The 16,346-nt window shown below is 63.9% G+C and carries 9 protein-coding genes; 3 read left to right on the top strand and 6 right to left on the bottom strand.

Annotated elements, in window-relative coordinates; translation table 11 throughout:
* Nucleotides 1-27 precede the first annotated feature (27 nt).
* Entirely contained in the window at nucleotides 28-3,069 is a 3,042-nt protein-coding gene (locus tag RR42_RS12145; RefSeq protein ID WP_043347063.1) for a filamentous hemagglutinin N-terminal domain-containing protein, read from the top strand.
* Nucleotides 3,070-3,262: 193 nt separating this feature from the next.
* Entirely contained in the window at nucleotides 3,263-4,504 is a 1,242-nt protein-coding gene (locus RR42_RS12140) for a fimbrial protein (protein ID WP_236701907.1), read from the top strand.
* 68 nt (nucleotides 4,505-4,572) lie between these two features.
* Here RR42_RS12140 and RR42_RS12135 read toward each other — a convergent pair whose 3' ends face one another.
* The 4 genes from RR42_RS12135 to RR42_RS12120 form a co-directional block, all read right to left on the bottom strand.
* The gene (locus tag RR42_RS12135) at nucleotides 4,573-6,921 is read right to left on the bottom strand and encodes an ATP-binding protein (protein WP_052494610.1); all 2,349 of its coding nucleotides are present in this window, start codon (nucleotides 6,919-6,921) and stop codon (nucleotides 4,573-4,575) included.
* Nucleotides 6,922-7,106: 185 nt separating this feature from the next.
* A complete protein-coding gene (locus RR42_RS12130) occupies nucleotides 7,107-7,757 on the bottom strand; it encodes a response regulator transcription factor (protein ID WP_052494609.1) in 651 nt (216 codons plus the stop codon).
* Between the two features lie 869 nt (nucleotides 7,758-8,626).
* The gene (locus RR42_RS12125; protein WP_043347061.1) at nucleotides 8,627-9,277 is read right to left on the bottom strand and encodes a response regulator transcription factor; all 651 of its coding nucleotides are present in this window, start codon (nucleotides 9,275-9,277) and stop codon (nucleotides 8,627-8,629) included.
* A gap of 45 nt (nucleotides 9,278-9,322) precedes the next feature.
* Nucleotides 9,323-12,574: a hybrid sensor histidine kinase/response regulator gene (locus tag RR42_RS12120; protein ID WP_052494608.1), complete on the bottom strand. Its 3,252-nt coding sequence runs from the start codon at nucleotides 12,572-12,574 to the stop codon at nucleotides 9,323-9,325.
* 473 nt (nucleotides 12,575-13,047) lie between these two features.
* Here RR42_RS12120 and RR42_RS12115 point away from each other — a divergent pair, with 473 nt between their 5' ends.
* Complete coding sequence (locus tag RR42_RS12115; RefSeq protein WP_043347057.1) at nucleotides 13,048-13,416, top strand: hypothetical protein; 369 nt, start codon at nucleotides 13,048-13,050, stop codon at nucleotides 13,414-13,416.
* Nucleotides 13,417-13,475: 59 nt separating this feature from the next.
* Here RR42_RS12115 and RR42_RS12110 read toward each other — a convergent pair whose 3' ends face one another.
* Nucleotides 13,476-14,948, bottom strand: a complete 1,473-nt coding sequence (locus RR42_RS12110) for a SidA/IucD/PvdA family monooxygenase (protein ID WP_043347055.1) — start codon at nucleotides 14,946-14,948, stop codon at nucleotides 13,476-13,478.
* A complete protein-coding gene (locus RR42_RS12105; RefSeq protein WP_043347052.1) occupies nucleotides 14,945-16,321 on the bottom strand; it encodes an LLM class flavin-dependent oxidoreductase in 1,377 nt (458 codons plus the stop codon). Before RR42_RS12105 ends, RR42_RS12110 begins: the two co-directional genes overlap by 4 nt.
* Between the last annotated feature and the right edge of the window lie 25 nt (nucleotides 16,322-16,346).

Genomic DNA, 16,346 nt, shown 5'->3' with positions numbered 1-16,346 from the left:
CTTTCTCAATAACAAGGAAAGGTCAATATGAACAATAACTATGCACTGGTCTGGAACCAGACGCAGGGATGCTGGAACGTTGCCAGCGAAGGGACTCGCCGCCGCGGCAAGTCTGGCGGCGCCAGGCGCGTGATTGCCGCCGCCGTGGCACTGCTGGGGCTGGGGGCGCTTGCGCCGGCGCACGCCTTGCCGACCGGCAATGTGATCGTGTCGGGCACCGGCAATGTCGCGTCCTTCAACAATGGCCGGGACATGTCGATCAACCAGTCGAGCGACAAGCTGATCATCAACTGGAACGGGTTCAGCGTTGGCGCGGGGGAGAAGGTCTTCTTCAACCAGCCCGACAGCAACGCGATCGCGCTCAACCGCGTAGTCACTGCGAACGCCAGCAATATCCAGGGCCAGATCGATGCCAATGGCCGCGTTTTCCTGGTCAACCCCAACGGCATCGTGTTCGGGCAGACCGCCCAGGTCAACGTGGGCGGCCTGGTGGCCTCGACGCAGGACATCAGCAACGCGGATTTCAACAGCGGGACCTACCGCTTTGCCGGCAGCCCGGGCGGGTCGGTAACCAATGCCGGCCGGATTACCGCCGCTGCGGGCGGCAGCGTGGCGCTGCTGGGCAGGACGGTGAACAACACGGGCCTTGTCCAGGCGCAGATGGGCCGGGTGGCGCTAGGCGCCGGCAATGACTTCACCGTGAGCTTCGACGCCGGCAACCTGCTCAACCTGAAGGTGAATGACGGCGTGGTGGGCTCGCTGGTGCAAAACGGCGGCCTGCTCAAGGCCGACGGCGGCCAGGTGCTGATGACGGCGCGCGCTGTTGGCAGCTTGCAGGAGGCGGTGGTGAACAATACGGGCATGATCGAGGCCAAGACCTTGCAGGGCAATGCCGGCAAGATCACGCTGGACGGCGGCAGCGCCGGCGTCGTGCGCGTGTCCGGCAGCCTGAACGCCAGCGCGATGGCCGGCCCGGGCAACGGCGGCACCATCGAGACCCGCGGTGCCGATGTGCAGGTGCAGTTGGCCACCCAGGTCAACACCCAGGCCAACAACGGGCAGACGGGCACCTGGAAGCTCAGCGCGATGGATGTCAACGTCGGCCAGACCGCCGCCAGTGGCGAAATCACCGCGTTTGGCGACACGCTCTCGCGCAACCTCGCCACCACCAATATCGAGCTGGCCAGCACCGTCGGCAATCTCTCGGTCAACGCGCCGATCAGCTGGAACAGCGGCAACAAGCTGACCCTGGCCTCGGCTGGCGATGTCAATGTGAACGCAGCGCTGAGCGCCACCGGCGTCAACGCCGGCATGGCCATGACTGCCGCCGGCGCCAACGATATCAACCTGAACAAAAATGTCACGCTCAGCGGGGCCGGCAACGGCCTGGAGTTGAACTATGGCCGTGCGCTGAACCTGAACAGCGGCGCGGTGGTCACCTTGTCCGGGACGGGGGCATCGTTCAAGTCGAACGGCTTTTCCTATAACGTGATCCAGAACCTCGCGCAGTTGCAGGGCATCAACGACAATCTGGGCGGCTACTACGTGCTGGGCAACAAGATCAGCGGCGGCTGGTTCAGCGGCAACTCGCTGAAGTCGATCGGCGGTGACTACGGCACGTTCTACGGTGTCCTCGACGGCTTGGGCAATACCTTGAGCAACCTCTCGGTGACCAGCACCGGGCCTTTGTCCGGCCTGTTCTCGGCTTCGTCCGGCCGCATCAGCAACCTCGGCCTGGCGGCGTTGACTGTCAACGCGACATCTGCCAATACCGGCGCCGCTGCCCTGGGCGCGCTGGTCGGTGAGAACTCCGGCACCATCTCCAACGTCACCGCCACCGGCGTGCGCCTCAATAGCTACACCGGGCGGGCCCATACAATGGGTGGCCTGGTGGGGAGGAACCTCGCCAGCGGCTCCATCGACCGTGCTTCGGTGAGCGCTTCCTCGCTCTCTGGCGGCAGCCTGACCCAGTCGATCGGCGGCCTGGTCGGTGAAAACGCGGGCAGCGTGACGCGCAGCACGTCGGATGTCTCCATCGGGGGGTTCATGCAGCGCACGGCGATGGGCGGCGTGGGTGGCCTGGTCGGGCTGAACGCCGGGCCCAACGCGTACATAGCCGATTCGTCCAGCCGGGGCACCGTCGGCACGGTCTACGGCGGCCTGAACGTGGGCGGCCTGGTGGGCTACAACAACGGTGGCGTCATCGAGCGCGCCTTCTCCGCCGGTAACACGGCCGCTTCCGGCAACGCCGTGATCGGTGGCCTGGTTGGCCTCAACGACGGCGGCGGCCGGATTGCCGATGCCTCTACCAGCGGCCGCGTAAACGGCAGCGGTGCCGCGGCCATCGGCGGCCTGGTGGGGCAGAACCGGAACGGTAGCCTGACCAACGTCAAGACCAGCAGCATCGTCACGGATTTCTGGGGCGTCGATATGGGTGGCCTGGCCGGCAGCAACGAGGGCGGCACCATCTTCAGCGCGGAAGCCACCGGCGCCGTGATCGGCGGCGCCAACAGCCGCGTGGGCGGCCTGGTCGGCAGCAACTACAGCGGCACCATCCAGAGTTCGGTGGCGCGAGGCAAGACCTCGGGCGGCAGCAACAGCCACACCGGCGGCCTGGTCGGCTACAACGGCGGCGACCTGCTGGCGGTGGAAGCGAGCGGCGACGTCTCTGCCGGTGCGAACAGCTTTGTCGGCGGCCTGGTCGGCACCAACGTCGCCACCAATGGCGCCGTGATCGCGTCGGGCGTGGCCAGCGGCAACGTCAGGGGTGAAAGCCGCAGCGTGGTGGGTGGCCTGGTTGGCCAGAACCACGGCATGGTCCGCGCTTCGTCGGCTTCCGGCACGGTGAGTGGTGGCAGCTATGTGACGATGGGCGGCCTGATTGGCGTGAATCAGGGCCAAGTCGATTACTCGACGGCGAGCGGCAAGGTCAGCTTCGTGCCGTACTACTCCCAGAACTATGGGGGCCTGGTCGGTGTGAACTTCGGTCGCATGCAAGGCAACCGGGTTTCCGGCAATGCTGCCCTGGTGCCGCTGGCCGGCATCAACTACGGCACCATCGTTGACTAAGGTGCTGAAGCCGTCCACCGAACTGCCTGCCTAGCAGGCCCCTTGCATGCCGTGCTCCGGCACGGCATGCAAGGGCATTTCAGTAACGCGCCATGGAACACAAGGACGGATATGCGTTGCCGGCCGCGCGCATCGTGGATTTTGATGCCGCCTCGAAAGACTCGGGGAGACAGGGGGGGAGATGGAGAGTTGCATGAATACCAATGTATTGCCTATCGCCGGGCAGCCGGGGGCGGCCGGGGGTGGCACGGGGGGGCGCCAATCGGTACGCCTGTTCCTTGCCGTGCCAATGCTAATGCTGGGGCTGGGGCTGGGGCTGGCGAGCGGCGGCGCCCAGGCGCAATTTCAAAACCGCACGGCCACCAACTGCACGAACCCCAATCCGCAGGAGATCCAGCCGTGGACGGTCACCAATCCCCTGACCAGCAGTACGGCCATCGGCACGATCCTGATGGAACGGCGGTTCGCATTGGAGACATCCTTCACCTTTGGTTCGATTCCGCTGGTGGACGCTCACGAGCTGGTCACGGGCGCGCACTGGACATTGGGGTTCGGGCCGCCCGTCGGAGCGGATGGCCTTGCGCCGACGAATATTGACGGCATCGGCTTCAAGTGGGAAGCGCTATCGTCGGACGGTGTCACCCGGACCTTGCGCAAGGAGCTCGACCCGCTTGCCGTCGAGAAGATGGACGTCTTGTACAATCCCAATCAGTCGACGTCGATCGGTGCCACCATCGCCAGCTACAAACAGTACCTGGTGCTGACCAAGGACCCGAATGCGCTCCCCGCGGGCGAGATCAAGGTGACCAGTGTTGCGGGTGGTCTCCAGGTGAAGATCTACGCAGCGGATTTTCTGAAGTCGGTGGGGGTGAGCCTGGGCAGCACGTTCCAGGTGCCCACCTTGGGCCTGGGATGCCGTCAGTCCATTACCTACGACAGCACCGGTATCGTCGGCATTGGCGGCGGCCCTCCGCCCCCGATACTGAACAGATGCGACGTGGTGGCCAACCAGATCATTCCGGTCGATCTGGGGAGTATTCCCATTGATCGGTTCAAGAGGCTCAACGACACATCCCCGCCGAAGCATTTCGAAATCGCCCTGAGCAATTGCGCGGCCAACGCCAGGCCCACGATCAGTTTCAGGGACAAGGCCATGCCCCCCAATGCGGACAAGACGGTCTTGCGGCTCAGCGCACCGGGCGGGCAGAGCCTGGCCCAGGGGTTCGGCATCATCATGACGCGCGAGGATGGCAGCCGGGAGCGCATCTCCTATGGCGATCCGGGCGCGGCCAGGAAGTACGAGATGACGCTCGACAAGCTGGGCAGGACCGCGAAGCTTCCGCTGTCGGCGCAGTACATCCGCACCGGTGGCGACGCCGAGGTGAAGGCCGGTTATGCGGGAGGCTCCGCCGAATTCACCTTCACTTTCCCCTGAGCATGGTGTCCAGAACCAGGCTGGCAACGCCGAGCTGACCATACGCGAGCCGTCGCGCGCGGGCGTGATCAGCGGCTTTCGCCAGCATCGTCCTGCGCCAACCGGACCGCGAGGCCGATCGCTCGTACTCGATATCCGTTCACCCGCCAGCCGTCCCCGGTCTTCTGCGGATGATCGGGTCCAAACGGTATCGCCACAATCCTGATCCCCGCCCAGGGGACATCACCGCGCGCGGATGGCAGCACATCGATCAGTATCTCGTCCCGATGCAAGCCACCCTGCGTTTCGGAGTACGGCTGTGCGACGGCACCCCAACGGCGTAGCCAGGCACACAGGTGCGTGGCGATCTCCCTCACGTCCGAGCGCACGTACACCACGCCAGGCCGTAGTTGAGGCATCACGATATCCGGTGCATCGATGGACGGCGAGAAGGATGGCAAGAAGGACGGTGAGAAGGGCAGCGTAGCCGAGAATAGGCTTCCGAGCCCAGGCTCGCTGACCACCTGGATAGCGCCGCCCATCAACCGGGCAAGCCGATGGCAGATCGACAGGCCGAGACCCGAACTGGCCGTCGCCTGCCGGTTACCGCTTGCCTGATAGTACGACTCGAAGATGCGCTCCTGGCTTTGCGCGGAGATGCCGACGCCGGTGTCCGCCACCTGCCACATCAGTTCGACGCCGTCCGGCCGGGTTGCCACCATCCGCGCGCGCAGCACCACCCGGCCCATCTGCGTGAACTTGATGGCGTTGCTCAGAAGGTTGTTCAGGATCTGGCGCACGCGAACCGCATCGCCATGCAGGCTCCCGGGAATGTCCGCATCGATGCAGGCGTAGATGAGCAGGCCCTTGCGCTCGGCGCGTGCGGCGTACGCGCAAAGCACGTCCTCCGTCAGGTCGAGCGGAGAGAAGGCCGCCGGTTCGAGCATCAGGCTCCCGGCTTCGATTCTCGAGATGTCCAGCGTGTTATCCACAACCTGCAACAGGGAATCCGAGGATCTTTCGATGGCCTTGATGTACTCCCGCTGCTGCCCTGACGGGCCGCTCAAGGCCAGGAGCTCAAGTGTTCCCAGAATGCCGTATAGCGGCGTACGAATCTCATGGCTCATGGTGGTAAGGAAAATGGTCTTGGCTTCATTGGCGGCTTCCGCCCGTTGCATGGCCAGCTGCGTTGCCGCTTCCAATTCCTTGCGGGCCGTGATGTCGCTGAACGCGCAGATCACCACGTCTTCGCCCTGGTAGCGCGCTGCCGCGAAAGACACATGGACGCTGCGGCCGTCATGCAGCACCAGTTCGCGGCCGCTGCCCGGATGGCGGTCCCTGGAAAGCGCGGCTTCGCGCCACGAGACGTCGGGATCCAGCCAGCTTCGCGCCAATCCGTTGGCAAGTGGCACGTTGCCGTCGCGGCGGCGAAGCACGCACAATGCCACCGGTGCCGCCTCGATCATGGCGCGGCTGAACGCTTCGCTTTCAATCAGGCTGTCAAACTGCCGCCGCGCCGGCAGCAACTGGTGCCGGTTGATATACACGATGCCGATGCCCATGCCGATGATCAGCAACAGAAAGCCCCCCAGCGCCAGCCGGACAGCCGGCATGCACGCCCTGAGCAGCGCGCTGGCGCGAATGAAATAGACAACACGCCAGCCGTCGTCGCCAACCGCCTTGCTGAGCGTGAGGTACTTCGGTATCGGACCCATGCCGTATCGAAGAAACGCATCCTCGCGCGTCATGCTTGCCAGATCGCGCCTTAATTCGGCATCTTCCGCGCTTTCGAGAACAACGTTGTCGTGACGGTCCAGCAGCATATAGCTCAGGCCAGGCTTGGACAGCAGGAGACCCGGCTCGACATTGTCCAACGCCAATCCGAGCCAGCCGGCCGTCTTCTCACCGGGATCGACCCGGCCAAACATGTACAGGCGGTGATGAATACGATCGCTGGCCCAGATGATCGACCCGGCGTCCGCCGATTGCGCGTGCCGCGCAACCAGCATGTTCGTCACCTCGGGCGAGAGCGTCTCGCGAATTCCACGGCGGGCGCTGGTCGGCCCCGCCTGGGTGGACCGGGTGGCGGTCCAGTAGACCAGATGGGCGCCTGAACGCGCGATGGCGTCCCTGTCCCGTTCGGTCACATACAAGGTCCAGCTCTTCCCGGCCTGCGGATCGATGGCGAGCGAAATCGCTTCGATGTGATGTGCCTCGCTTGTTGGCAACTGGACGGTCTTGCCGCTGCCTTCGGATATGGAGTCGATCAGGGAGGTCAGCAGCGAGCTACGTCGCGCCAGGAAAACCTGCGCGTTATACGCCGCGGCATTCATCTGGCGCCGATAGGCGGAAATTTCCCTCTCGAATCGAGCCTCCAGGTACAACACCGCAGCCATGCCCGCGCACAGCAGCAAGGCCGCGGCCAGAAGATATAGCATCACAACGGCGACGCGTGGCGGCGATATGTTGACGCTACCGCGCCCAGCACGAAGTCGATGGGAATGCATTGTCGAATGATGCCGCCGATCGGAAGGCTTTCCTATCGGACAATTCTCAATCTTCGATCCCAGCAGTGATCGGCGTTGACCACCCGCGACTTCGCTGGCGAGACCCCGGAGTGCCGTTATCCGCGCAGGGAGTTGACTGTCTTTGCAGCCGTATCCTCGTTGGCGGGGGCAAACCGAAATGCGAATGCGTACTCATACAGCTCGCGGTCGTTTGCAAGTCCGAGTTTTTTCATGCCCGCAATGCGCTGCGTGCTTACGGTCTTGATGCTGCGGCCCAGCGCCGTGGCGATCTCACCGATGGTCATGCCGCGCGTATAGCGGCGCAGCACTTCGGTCTCCCGCGCCGAGATGCAGTCGTTGGCAAAGACGTCGATCGGCGTCTCCGCCATGCGCGAGTGAGCCATCCGCCTGCGCACCGATTCGGCGATGTACATTCGCCCTCGCGCGACAGCGCGCAGGGCGCCCGCGATCTCCCTTGCCGGGTCGCTCCTCAGCAGCAGGCCATGGGCGCCCGAGACGATCATGGCGCGCAGGACCAACGGGCTGGCTGCCCTCGTGATGATCACGACCCGCAAGCGAGGGCAGGTGTCATGCAGAAGATCCAGCAATGCGATGTTGTCGTTGAATCGCCCGCCCGGACGAAAGAAGGCGCAGAGCAGGACATCGGCCTTGGTCCTGCCCCTGCTCAGCCACTGCATCAGTTCGGCGGAATCCACAGGCTCTCCGACGATCTCGACGTCACCCATCAGCGCCAGCACCTGGCGCATCTTTTTCTGCGATGTGGAACGGTCATCCGCAAGAAGCACTCTGACTGGCACAACTATGCCCTCCGATCAACGAATCTGTGCAAAACCGGTTCGCCGCCCAGCGGAGCGTGCCCGCCGGGCGGCAGACGATCTTCCGATGGCTTGGTTACGTGAGGTTACGTGAAAATGCATCGCGGCCTCCACGGCCCCGGTATGGATCGCGTGTCTCAGCAGATATTCGACAGAATTCCCCGGCAGCGGAACAGGATAGTTCTTGTTTTTGGAAAAAATAAATGAAGTGAGATTATCGCCGCGCTTAATGACGCGTGCACTGCTCGGGGGGCGGTGCAGGTGAGCCACGCATCGCAGTGAGGCGCGGACCGGTTCGCCCAACCTCTCCCGCGCCCGGCCCCGGCGGAGTTGCTGCCGGTTCACGCTATTCTTCTTAGGGCTTCGGGTCGCACGAAGTTTAAATTCGTCAATCGCGAATTGGTTCGTAACGAGAAAAGTTGGAAAACCGTGGCAACGATTAATTCTGATTGGCTATAGGGTTGACTGTCTGATTAGATGAGTTCGTGCAAGCCGACGACGATCTGGTGATGATCAGCCACCGCCGCCAGCCGGTCGCCCATTGGCTGTCAACGCCGACACGTTGCTGCAAAACCAGAATTGTCTGGTAGTAGAAGCGTGATGACTTCAGTATTCTTGACTTCGTCGGCATCAACGCTCCCTGGTGATGCCGAACCCCGATTCCGGCGAGGATTCCCTCCCTTTGTCCGGACTTCTACCCACCCAAGTGACCCTCGCGGGCCGCTTGGGTTTTTTTTGCGCGCGGCAGGGCGCCCCCGCCCTGCGCGATGTCGGTGCCTGGGCGTGCCCATGGCATCCTGCTACTGAAACAGGTCGGTAGCAATGCAGAAGGCAATGAGTTGCTGGTCGGTTGTGACACCGAGCTTTTGCATTGCTGACACCTTGTGGCCACTCACGGTCTTGACACTGCGGCTGAAGTGCCTGGCGATATCCTGAACCGAGTCCCCGCCAACGAAATGGCGAAGCACTTCGTATTCCCGGGGCGACAGCATCTTGATTCGCTCGCCAATGGAGTCCGCCCCCGAACTCGCGCGAAGCGTCTCCTGGAGGGAGGATGGAATGTATCTGCGGCCACTCCGGATCGCGAACAGGGCGGCGAGGATGTCGTTGAGAGAATCGCCCTTGAGCACCACACCGTGCGCGCCGGCATCGTACAGCGCTGATACGATGATCGGGTTGGTGAGCATTGTCAGAACCAGCAGCTTGACGCCGGGAAACGTCCTGGCCAGGTACTCGATGAGCCTCAGGCCATCTCCGAAGACCAAATCACCAGGCATGGCAAAGTCGGTGACGATGATATCCGGACGGGCAACGGGAATCTTGGCGATCAGGTCCGAGGGACCCGAGGCGGAATCAACCACCACGAAACGCAGGTCCCGTTCAATGACTTCGCGTATTCCCATGAGCACCAGGGGATGATCGTCCGCTAAGATGATTTTGGTTTTTTTCATGGAGTTCAAAAATCGGATAAAGAGAGGTCTCCGTCTGGTCGATTGTCAAAATTCGGCAAGAATGGCCTCGATCTGCGAGGTAACCAGTGTTATGCCGGCCTTCTGCTTTTTCTGGAGGCCTTCGCTGCGAATGTCTTCCTCCAGGGATTCGCAGTATTTCACGAGGCTGAACAATTTTACGGTAGCCAGCGCTCCGCGCATACGATGCAACGTATCCAGGGCGCTGCCGGCGGACGCATTCACCATGGCTCGATTGAGCGCCGCGATATCGTCTCGCATGGTCTCGGTGAATAAGTTGCGGAACCTGATCGGCACGAACCCGGCTTCATCTTGACTGGCCGGCGCCCGCGGGACAGTGTGCGCCGCATGCGGTATGACAGCAGGCGAGCGAATGAACTGGAGATGAGCCCGTAGCGCCCCGACGTCAAATGGCTTGGCCAGCCAGGACGTCATGCCTGCGTCCAGGCAGCGTTGTTCCTCTTCGCGCATCGCGTTGGCGGTGATCCCCACAATAGGACCCGGGTAGCCTTGTTGCCTCAACGCTTCGGCCAGCTCGTAGCCATTTGCCCTTGGCATGTTGATGTCCGTGATCACGACATCGAACAGGTCGGGGTGCCATCGGGCCAGCGCATCCACCCCATTGCGGACCAGGGCAACCAGGCAGCCGATCTGTTCGAGTTGCTCCTTGAGGATCATTCCATTGATAGCGTTGTCCTCGGCCACGAGCACTCGAAGCCGTGCGTCGGCGGCGAGAGGTTCCGCCGGCCTGTCGGCCGGTGCGGATGTAACCGGCCCCGCCAGCGCGATAGCGCTGCCGACCGCTTGCACACTGTGCGCACTCAGGTTGCCACGCCCCGCTGACAAAGCAGCGTGCGCGGCAGCGGGCGGGTTGCCTGCAAACAGGTAATTCCCGCTCCAGCCCTCGGGAACCGGGTAGGAGACGAGAAGGTCCAGCAGATGCGCAGGCCGCGCGGTATCGACAGGGGCATCGTCTGCGGTGTGGGTGGTGGCTCCCCAGCGCCTTAGCCATGCGCACACATTCTCGGTCAACTCCTTGCTCGGGGATCGCACGTAGACGGATTTTCCCGTCAGCACGGGCGCTTGCGATGGCATCTGCGCTGCAGCATGCGACAGGGGGAGCGTCAGCGAAAAGCTGCTTCCCAGGCCCGGATCGCTGACCACCCGGATGTCCCCATGCATCAACGTTGCCAGGCGCATGCAGATGGACAAGCCCAATCCGGCGCCGCTTACTGCATGCAGTTTGCTGTCGATCCGGTGGAACGGCGTGAAGAGTTCCGCTTGACATTCCTGCGGGATCCCGACCCCCGTGTCGACTACCTGGAAGCGCAGCGTCGCGCCATCGCGATCTGCCGAAACTTGCCGGACGCGGAGAATCACGTGACCGGATTCGGTGGATTTAATGGCATTGCACAGCAGGTTGTTCAGGATTTGCTGAATTCGGACTGAATCGCCACGCAGGCGTTCAGGCAGCTCGGGCGCCACGCAGGCGTACAGGAGCAGGCCCTTTTGCCCGGCACTGGCGGCATGGCGGCTGATGGTGGCCTCCACCAGCGATAGCAGGCAGAAGTCCTCGGCCTCGACTGACAGCTGCCGCGCCTCGATCCTGGCGATATCCAGGACGTCGCCGATAATCTGCATCAGTGCTTCCGACGCGTTGCGGATAGTCTGGACATACTGCCCCTGCACGTTGCCAAGGCTGGTGAGCTCCAGGAGTTCCAAGGCGCCCATTACGCCATACAACGGCGTGCGGATTTCGTGGCTCATCGAAGCCAGGAAGGTGGTCCTGGCCGCGCTTGCGCTGTCGGCATCCTGCCCTCCCTTGGCCAGGGCGCGTTCTGTTTCCTTGCGTGCGCTGATATCGGAAAACGCGCACAGCAGCACCGCTTGACCATGGTAGCGGGCCGGCGCGAAAGCCAGGGAAAGCGGCCTGCTGCCATCGCCCCGGATTTCCCCGATGGTGCCGGGCAGGGCGGCCGCAAGCACTTGCGTGGCCTGAGACGGATTGTCGAGAACGCACTGCAGGTCCGGGTGCGTATCCAGGCCCGGGTCCAGGTTCAGCCATTGCTTTGCCAGATGGTTGCCGAACAGCGCCGCGCCGTCCGCCCGGCTGTAAATGCACAGCGCCACGGGCGCGGTCTCGATAAGCGCGTGGCAGAATGCGTCGGCTTGCGCCAGCCGCTCGCGCGCCTGGCGGGCCGGCAACACCACGCGCCGGTTGTACCAGCGCACGAAGGACAAGGCGCCGCCCAGCCCGAGCAGCACCAGCAGTGCGAGGAGGACCGGCAGGCCCTTGTTGTGGCGGAAAAAGGTCGGATAGCTGATGCGGTATAGCGCGTGCCACGCGCCTTTCGGGTCTTTCAGCCGAAAGTACAGTCCATCGGTGGCAAAGGTGACGCCGTCCGCCTTCGATGCGGGCAACGGCGTCTTGCCCGCTAAGGTGGTGCGGGCCTTGTCTTCCAGCCAGAAATCGTCGTAGCCGGGTGTTTCCGGAGAACCCCGAATATTGCCAATCCTATCCAGGCTCAGCAGCGCGGCAGCGTAGAGCGTCTCGTTCCCGGATTCCGTCGCTCGCGGTCTGGCCGCCGCGGCGTCGAGCGGCAGGACGGCGAGCATCTTGCCTGCCCCCCCGGCCGCCGGATCGGCGCGCAGCCAGCTGACAGCCCCCGATGCAACGTCGCGCTCGCCTGCGTGCGTGCCGGCATGCTGCGCGACCATCGAGAGCACCGCGCCGTACTCCTGCGGCCTGTTCTCCGGCGTGAAGCGCAACGCCGGCATGCGGACACTGGCATCGGCATGCGCCGCGATCAGGAAGGCATCTGCCGCAGGCTGCTGGGATGCGGCCCAGTACGTGCTGTAGTAATCGGAAAAAAAGGAACCGAACCGGAGCACGGCGCTGTCTGTCGCAGGACAGTCTGCCGTGCTCGCGCAGGCAATGCTGAACATGACCGACGTGCTCGGCACCCGCGCCTCGAACAGCTTCACGCCGCCATGGGCGCTCGAATCGATGCGCCGCAGCTTCACATCACCCGTGTAATCCTCGGGATGCAAGCTCCGGACTCGCGTCCGCAGGCGTATCAGGAAGGCCTCCTGCTCCCGGATATAGCCAGTGAGTTCGGAAAAATGGATGTCGATCCGTTCTTGCTGATCCTCCACGACGCGGAATATGCCCCAGCAAAGCGTGCCGGCCAGCATCAGCGCCAACGGAATGACGACGAACGGCACGAGGCTCAGTTGCCTCTGCATGCGGGCAAGGCGGCGGATCGGACTGCGTTCCATTGGCGCGGCAGGTAGTGAAAGGCATCGTGTCTACGAAGGAGACCCGGGGGAAATTGGCAACCTCTACGGCGGTACCACGCTGCAGCCCGGTGTGGCCGGCATCGCGCACACGTCAAAGGACGGAGAATGGCCTGCTCTGCCCCGAGCAATACAGATGTGTCGCTGGACATGTCACTGAAAGTGGGGCAACTCGATGTGTACACCAGATCCGGCAATTGCTCAATAGCCCCGGATCATATCCCGGCATCCCGGAAGGGCCCGGCGGATTTGCGTGGCGTATCGGCAAGGCGGCGGCGGTGACTGCCGCGCTTGGGGCGGACCTGTCCTGAGCTTGCAGCTTTCTTTCTCTGCTTATCCTGGATGGAATGCCTGTCCAGGGGACTGCCTATCCACGGGGCCCCCCGCAAAATTCACGATAGGTCCTTGTCGTGCTAGATTTGCGCCTCGATGTCTTGCCATCACGGAGCCGACCCATGCGAACGCCAACAAGGCAGCAAGCCTATAACGAGGCGAAGCGATTTATCGAGACCATTGGCCTGCGAGATGCACAGGCGCTGCAGCACAAGTTTGGCATTTCCGGCGCAGTGGCCGAAGAGATATTCGAGTGCGTTGATGAATACTTCGATGAGGGGGCAATCTTATCCATTGCGCCACTGGAGGCGGCCTTTGATTCGCGTACGCAGAAATGGCCGTGCATTGATGTCTATGAAACCAACGGAAAGGCACTAGGAATGGAGTGTGTGCTCTTTGAAAATGGCAGGCCCGGTGAGGCTATTCTTCATATTGAAGTCTCAGAAAACAACGAGAAACTGGCTCTGTACTACAAGTACATCGGATCCTGATGAGATTTCTGGCTTGATCTGTTCAGGTTAAAAGGCCTTGCCAGTGGCCTCAAGCCACCTCAAGCCGCCGCGAGCGCAGCGCCCGCGGGCTTCCAGACCGCGCCAGCATAGAACTCCGCCCCAAAATCCGCCGGCACGTCCCCACGAATCCGCTGCTCATGCAGCGCCAGGTCCGCCAGCAGCAGATCCCGGCTGATGCGGGCGACCGAGCCCGGAATATCGCGCCGCATGCTGGGCACATCGCCTAGCGGCACGCCGACGCTGGCAAAACCTGCGGGGTTATGTACATGGAGATCGCGCAGCCACGGCGCGGCACCTGGTGTTTTTTCTAGATACTCAAGGCCGCTGCCCAGATAGGGCGACGCGGCGAGCTCGTCGTCGCGCGCATCGGCCGGGGGCTGGTAGCGGTCGCGCCAGCGCAGGATATGCGGCGCAATGCCGGCCAGTTCCGCACGCGCTGACGGATCCACCAGGTAGCCCGTGCCGGCAATCGCAAAGTCGAAGCGCAGGGTCTGCCCTTGCACCTCGGTGACGATGCGCCCGGACTCCACCTCGGCGGTGGACAGCGACGTGCTCAGGTGCAGATGGAACTGCGGGAATTTGAGCACCCGCTCCACCGAGTCGGCCGGTGGCGTGGAGCCGGCGCGCCGATAGCGGATGGCTTGCTCCCAGCGCGTGGCATCGGGCAGGGCGTGGTAATTGTCGTAAAGGCCGGGGTAGGCGCGCACGCGCGATACCGGCGTGGCGGCGATATGGTCGCGGCGCGCGAACAGGTGCACGGCGGCCGCGCCGGATTCCAGCGCCACGGCGGCGGCATCGAAGGCGGAGGCCGCCGCGCCGAGCACGGCGACCGTCTTGCCGCGCAGCGCGTCGAAGTCGATGGCATCGGCCGTATGCGCGGCCAGCCCGGCGGCCACGGCCTGCGATAACACAGCGGGCACGAACGCAGCCCCATTGCCGGCCACGCCATTGGCCAGGATGACCTTGCGTGCGGTCTCGATGCGCGCTTGCCCGTTTACTTCAAGATGCAGCCGGAAGCGCTGCGGCGCGGCGCCGCTTACGGGCTCGATGCGTACCACGCGCGTGGCGTAGCGCACCGGCACGCCGAGGAAGTTGCGGTACCAGTCCAGGTAATCGGCCCAGTCCAGGCGCGCAATGCGGTCGATGGCGGCATAGGCCTCGGCGCCGTGCCGTGCTTCATACCAGGCCTGGAAGCCCAGTGTCGGCAGGCCGAGCTCCGGCCCGACCAGGTTCTTGGGCGTGCGCAGCTTGCGCATGCGCGCGCGCGCGCGCCAGACGCCGGCCAGCGCACCGTCTGGCGCGGCGTCGAGCACCGTCACGCGGCCGATGCCCGCGCGGCGCAGCGCGAAGGCATAGGCGCTGCCGCTCTGGCCGCCACCGACGATGGCCACGTTGTGGTCGATGCCGGCGTGGTCCGGCACCCAGTTGTCGGGCGCGGGGCCGAGCAGGCGCAGCGTCTCGCGCGCGAGGAAATCGGGATCGGAGCCGGGGAAGGAAGAGGATGTCGTCATGCTGCAGCGGCAAGGGTTGAGGCGGCGGGCCTGGCGCAAGCCGCTGGATGGACGGGGCGCTTGAGCCCAAGGTGCTCGCGCAGCGTGCTGCCTTCGTACTCCGCGCGGAACAGGCCGCGGCGGCGCAGCTCAGGCAGCACCAGCGCGATGAAATCGGTGAGTCCGCCCGGCAGCACCGGCGACATGATGTTGTAGCCGTCGGCGCCGTATTGACGGAAGCGCTCTTCGAGCTGGTCGACGATCTGCTTGGGTGTGCCGATCACCTGCCAGTGGCCGCGCGCACCCGCAACGCGCTGGTAAAGCTGGCGGATGGTCAGGTTCTCGCGCCGCGCAAGCTCGATCATCAGGCGCTGGCGGCTCTTGCTGGCATTGGTCTCGGGCAACTCGGGAATCGGGCCGTCGAGCGGATAGCCTGACAGGTCGAAGCCGCCCGTCAGGCCAGACACCAGCGCCAGGCCGACCACCGGGTCGATCAGCGCTTGCAGTTGCTCGAATTTCTCTTTGGCTTCGCTTTCACTCTGGCCCACCACCGGGAATACGCCGGGCAGGATCTTCAGGTCATCCGGCTCGCGCCCGTAGCGGGCAAGCCGGCCCTTGACGTCGGCGTAGAACGCCACGGCATCTTCCACCGTCTGCTGCGCCGTGAACACGGCTTCGCCCGTGCGCGCGGCCAGTTCCTTGCCGGCTTCGGAGGAGCCGGCCTGCACCACGACCGGATGGCCCTGTGGCGTGCGCGACACGTTGAGTGGCCCCTGCACCGAGAAATGCTTCCCCTTGTGGCCCAGCACATGGCGCCTTGCAGGCTCATAGTAGCGGCCGCTGGCCTTGTCGCGCAGGAAGGCATCGTCCTCCCAGCTGTTCCACAGCCCGGTGACCACATCGGCGAACTCCGCCGCGCGCTCGTAGCGCTCGGCGTGGGCGAAATGGTGGTCGCGGTTGAAGTTGCGCGCTTCGTGCTCGTTGGATGAGGTGACCAGGTTCCAGCCGGCACGCCCGCCCGAGATATGGTCCAGGGAGGCGAACTTGCGCGCCACGTGATACGGCTCGTTGAAGCTCGTCGAGACGGTGCCGACCAGGCCGATGCGCTGCGTCACCGCGGCCAGCGCGGACAGCAGCGTGATGGGCTCGAACTGCGCCTGGTAGCTGTGCGCGGTACGGCTGAGGAACTCGACATCGTCGCCGCGCGTGCCTACGCCGTCGGCCAGGAAGACCAGGTCGAACTTCGCTGCCTCGGCGGCCTGGGCGAGCGCAATGTAATGCTTGAAGTCGATGCCCGCGTCGGCCTTGGCATCGGGATGGCGCCAGGCGGCGATATGGTGGCCGCTGGGGTAAAGAAAGGCGCCCAGGCTGAGGAAACCGCTACGTTGAGCCATGATTGCTTATCGGTTGTTGAGGGAT

It is taken from the genome of Cupriavidus basilensis, assembly GCF_000832305.1.
Lineage (GTDB): Bacteria > Pseudomonadota > Gammaproteobacteria > Burkholderiales > Burkholderiaceae > Cupriavidus > Cupriavidus basilensis_F.
The sequence above is the reverse complement of the archived record's forward strand: the minus strand, read 5'-3'. Positions and strand labels throughout refer to the sequence as shown.

Coding starts and splice junctions, on each gene's coding strand:
- RR42_RS12145 (WP_043347063.1), top strand. CDS start 28: ATGAACAATAACTATGCACTGGTCTGGAACCAGACGCAGGGATGCTGG.
- RR42_RS12140 (WP_236701907.1), top strand. CDS start 3,263: ATGAATACCAATGTATTGCCTATCGCCGGGCAGCCGGGGGCGGCCGGG.
- RR42_RS12135 (WP_052494610.1), bottom strand. CDS start 6,921: ATGCTATATCTTCTGGCCGCGGCCTTGCTGCTGTGCGCGGGCATGGCT.
- RR42_RS12130 (WP_052494609.1), bottom strand. CDS start 7,757: ATGCGCCAGGTGCTGGCGCTGATGGGTGACGTCGAGATCGTCGGAGAG.
- RR42_RS12125 (WP_043347061.1), bottom strand. CDS start 9,277: ATGAAAAAAACCAAAATCATCTTAGCGGACGATCATCCCCTGGTGCTC.
- RR42_RS12120 (WP_052494608.1), bottom strand. CDS start 12,574: ATGGAACGCAGTCCGATCCGCCGCCTTGCCCGCATGCAGAGGCAACTG.
- RR42_RS12115 (WP_043347057.1), top strand. CDS start 13,048: ATGCGAACGCCAACAAGGCAGCAAGCCTATAACGAGGCGAAGCGATTT.
- RR42_RS12110 (WP_043347055.1), bottom strand. CDS start 14,948: ATGACGACATCCTCTTCCTTCCCCGGCTCCGATCCCGATTTCCTCGCG.
- RR42_RS12105 (WP_043347052.1), bottom strand. CDS start 16,321: ATGGCTCAACGTAGCGGTTTCCTCAGCCTGGGCGCCTTTCTTTACCCC.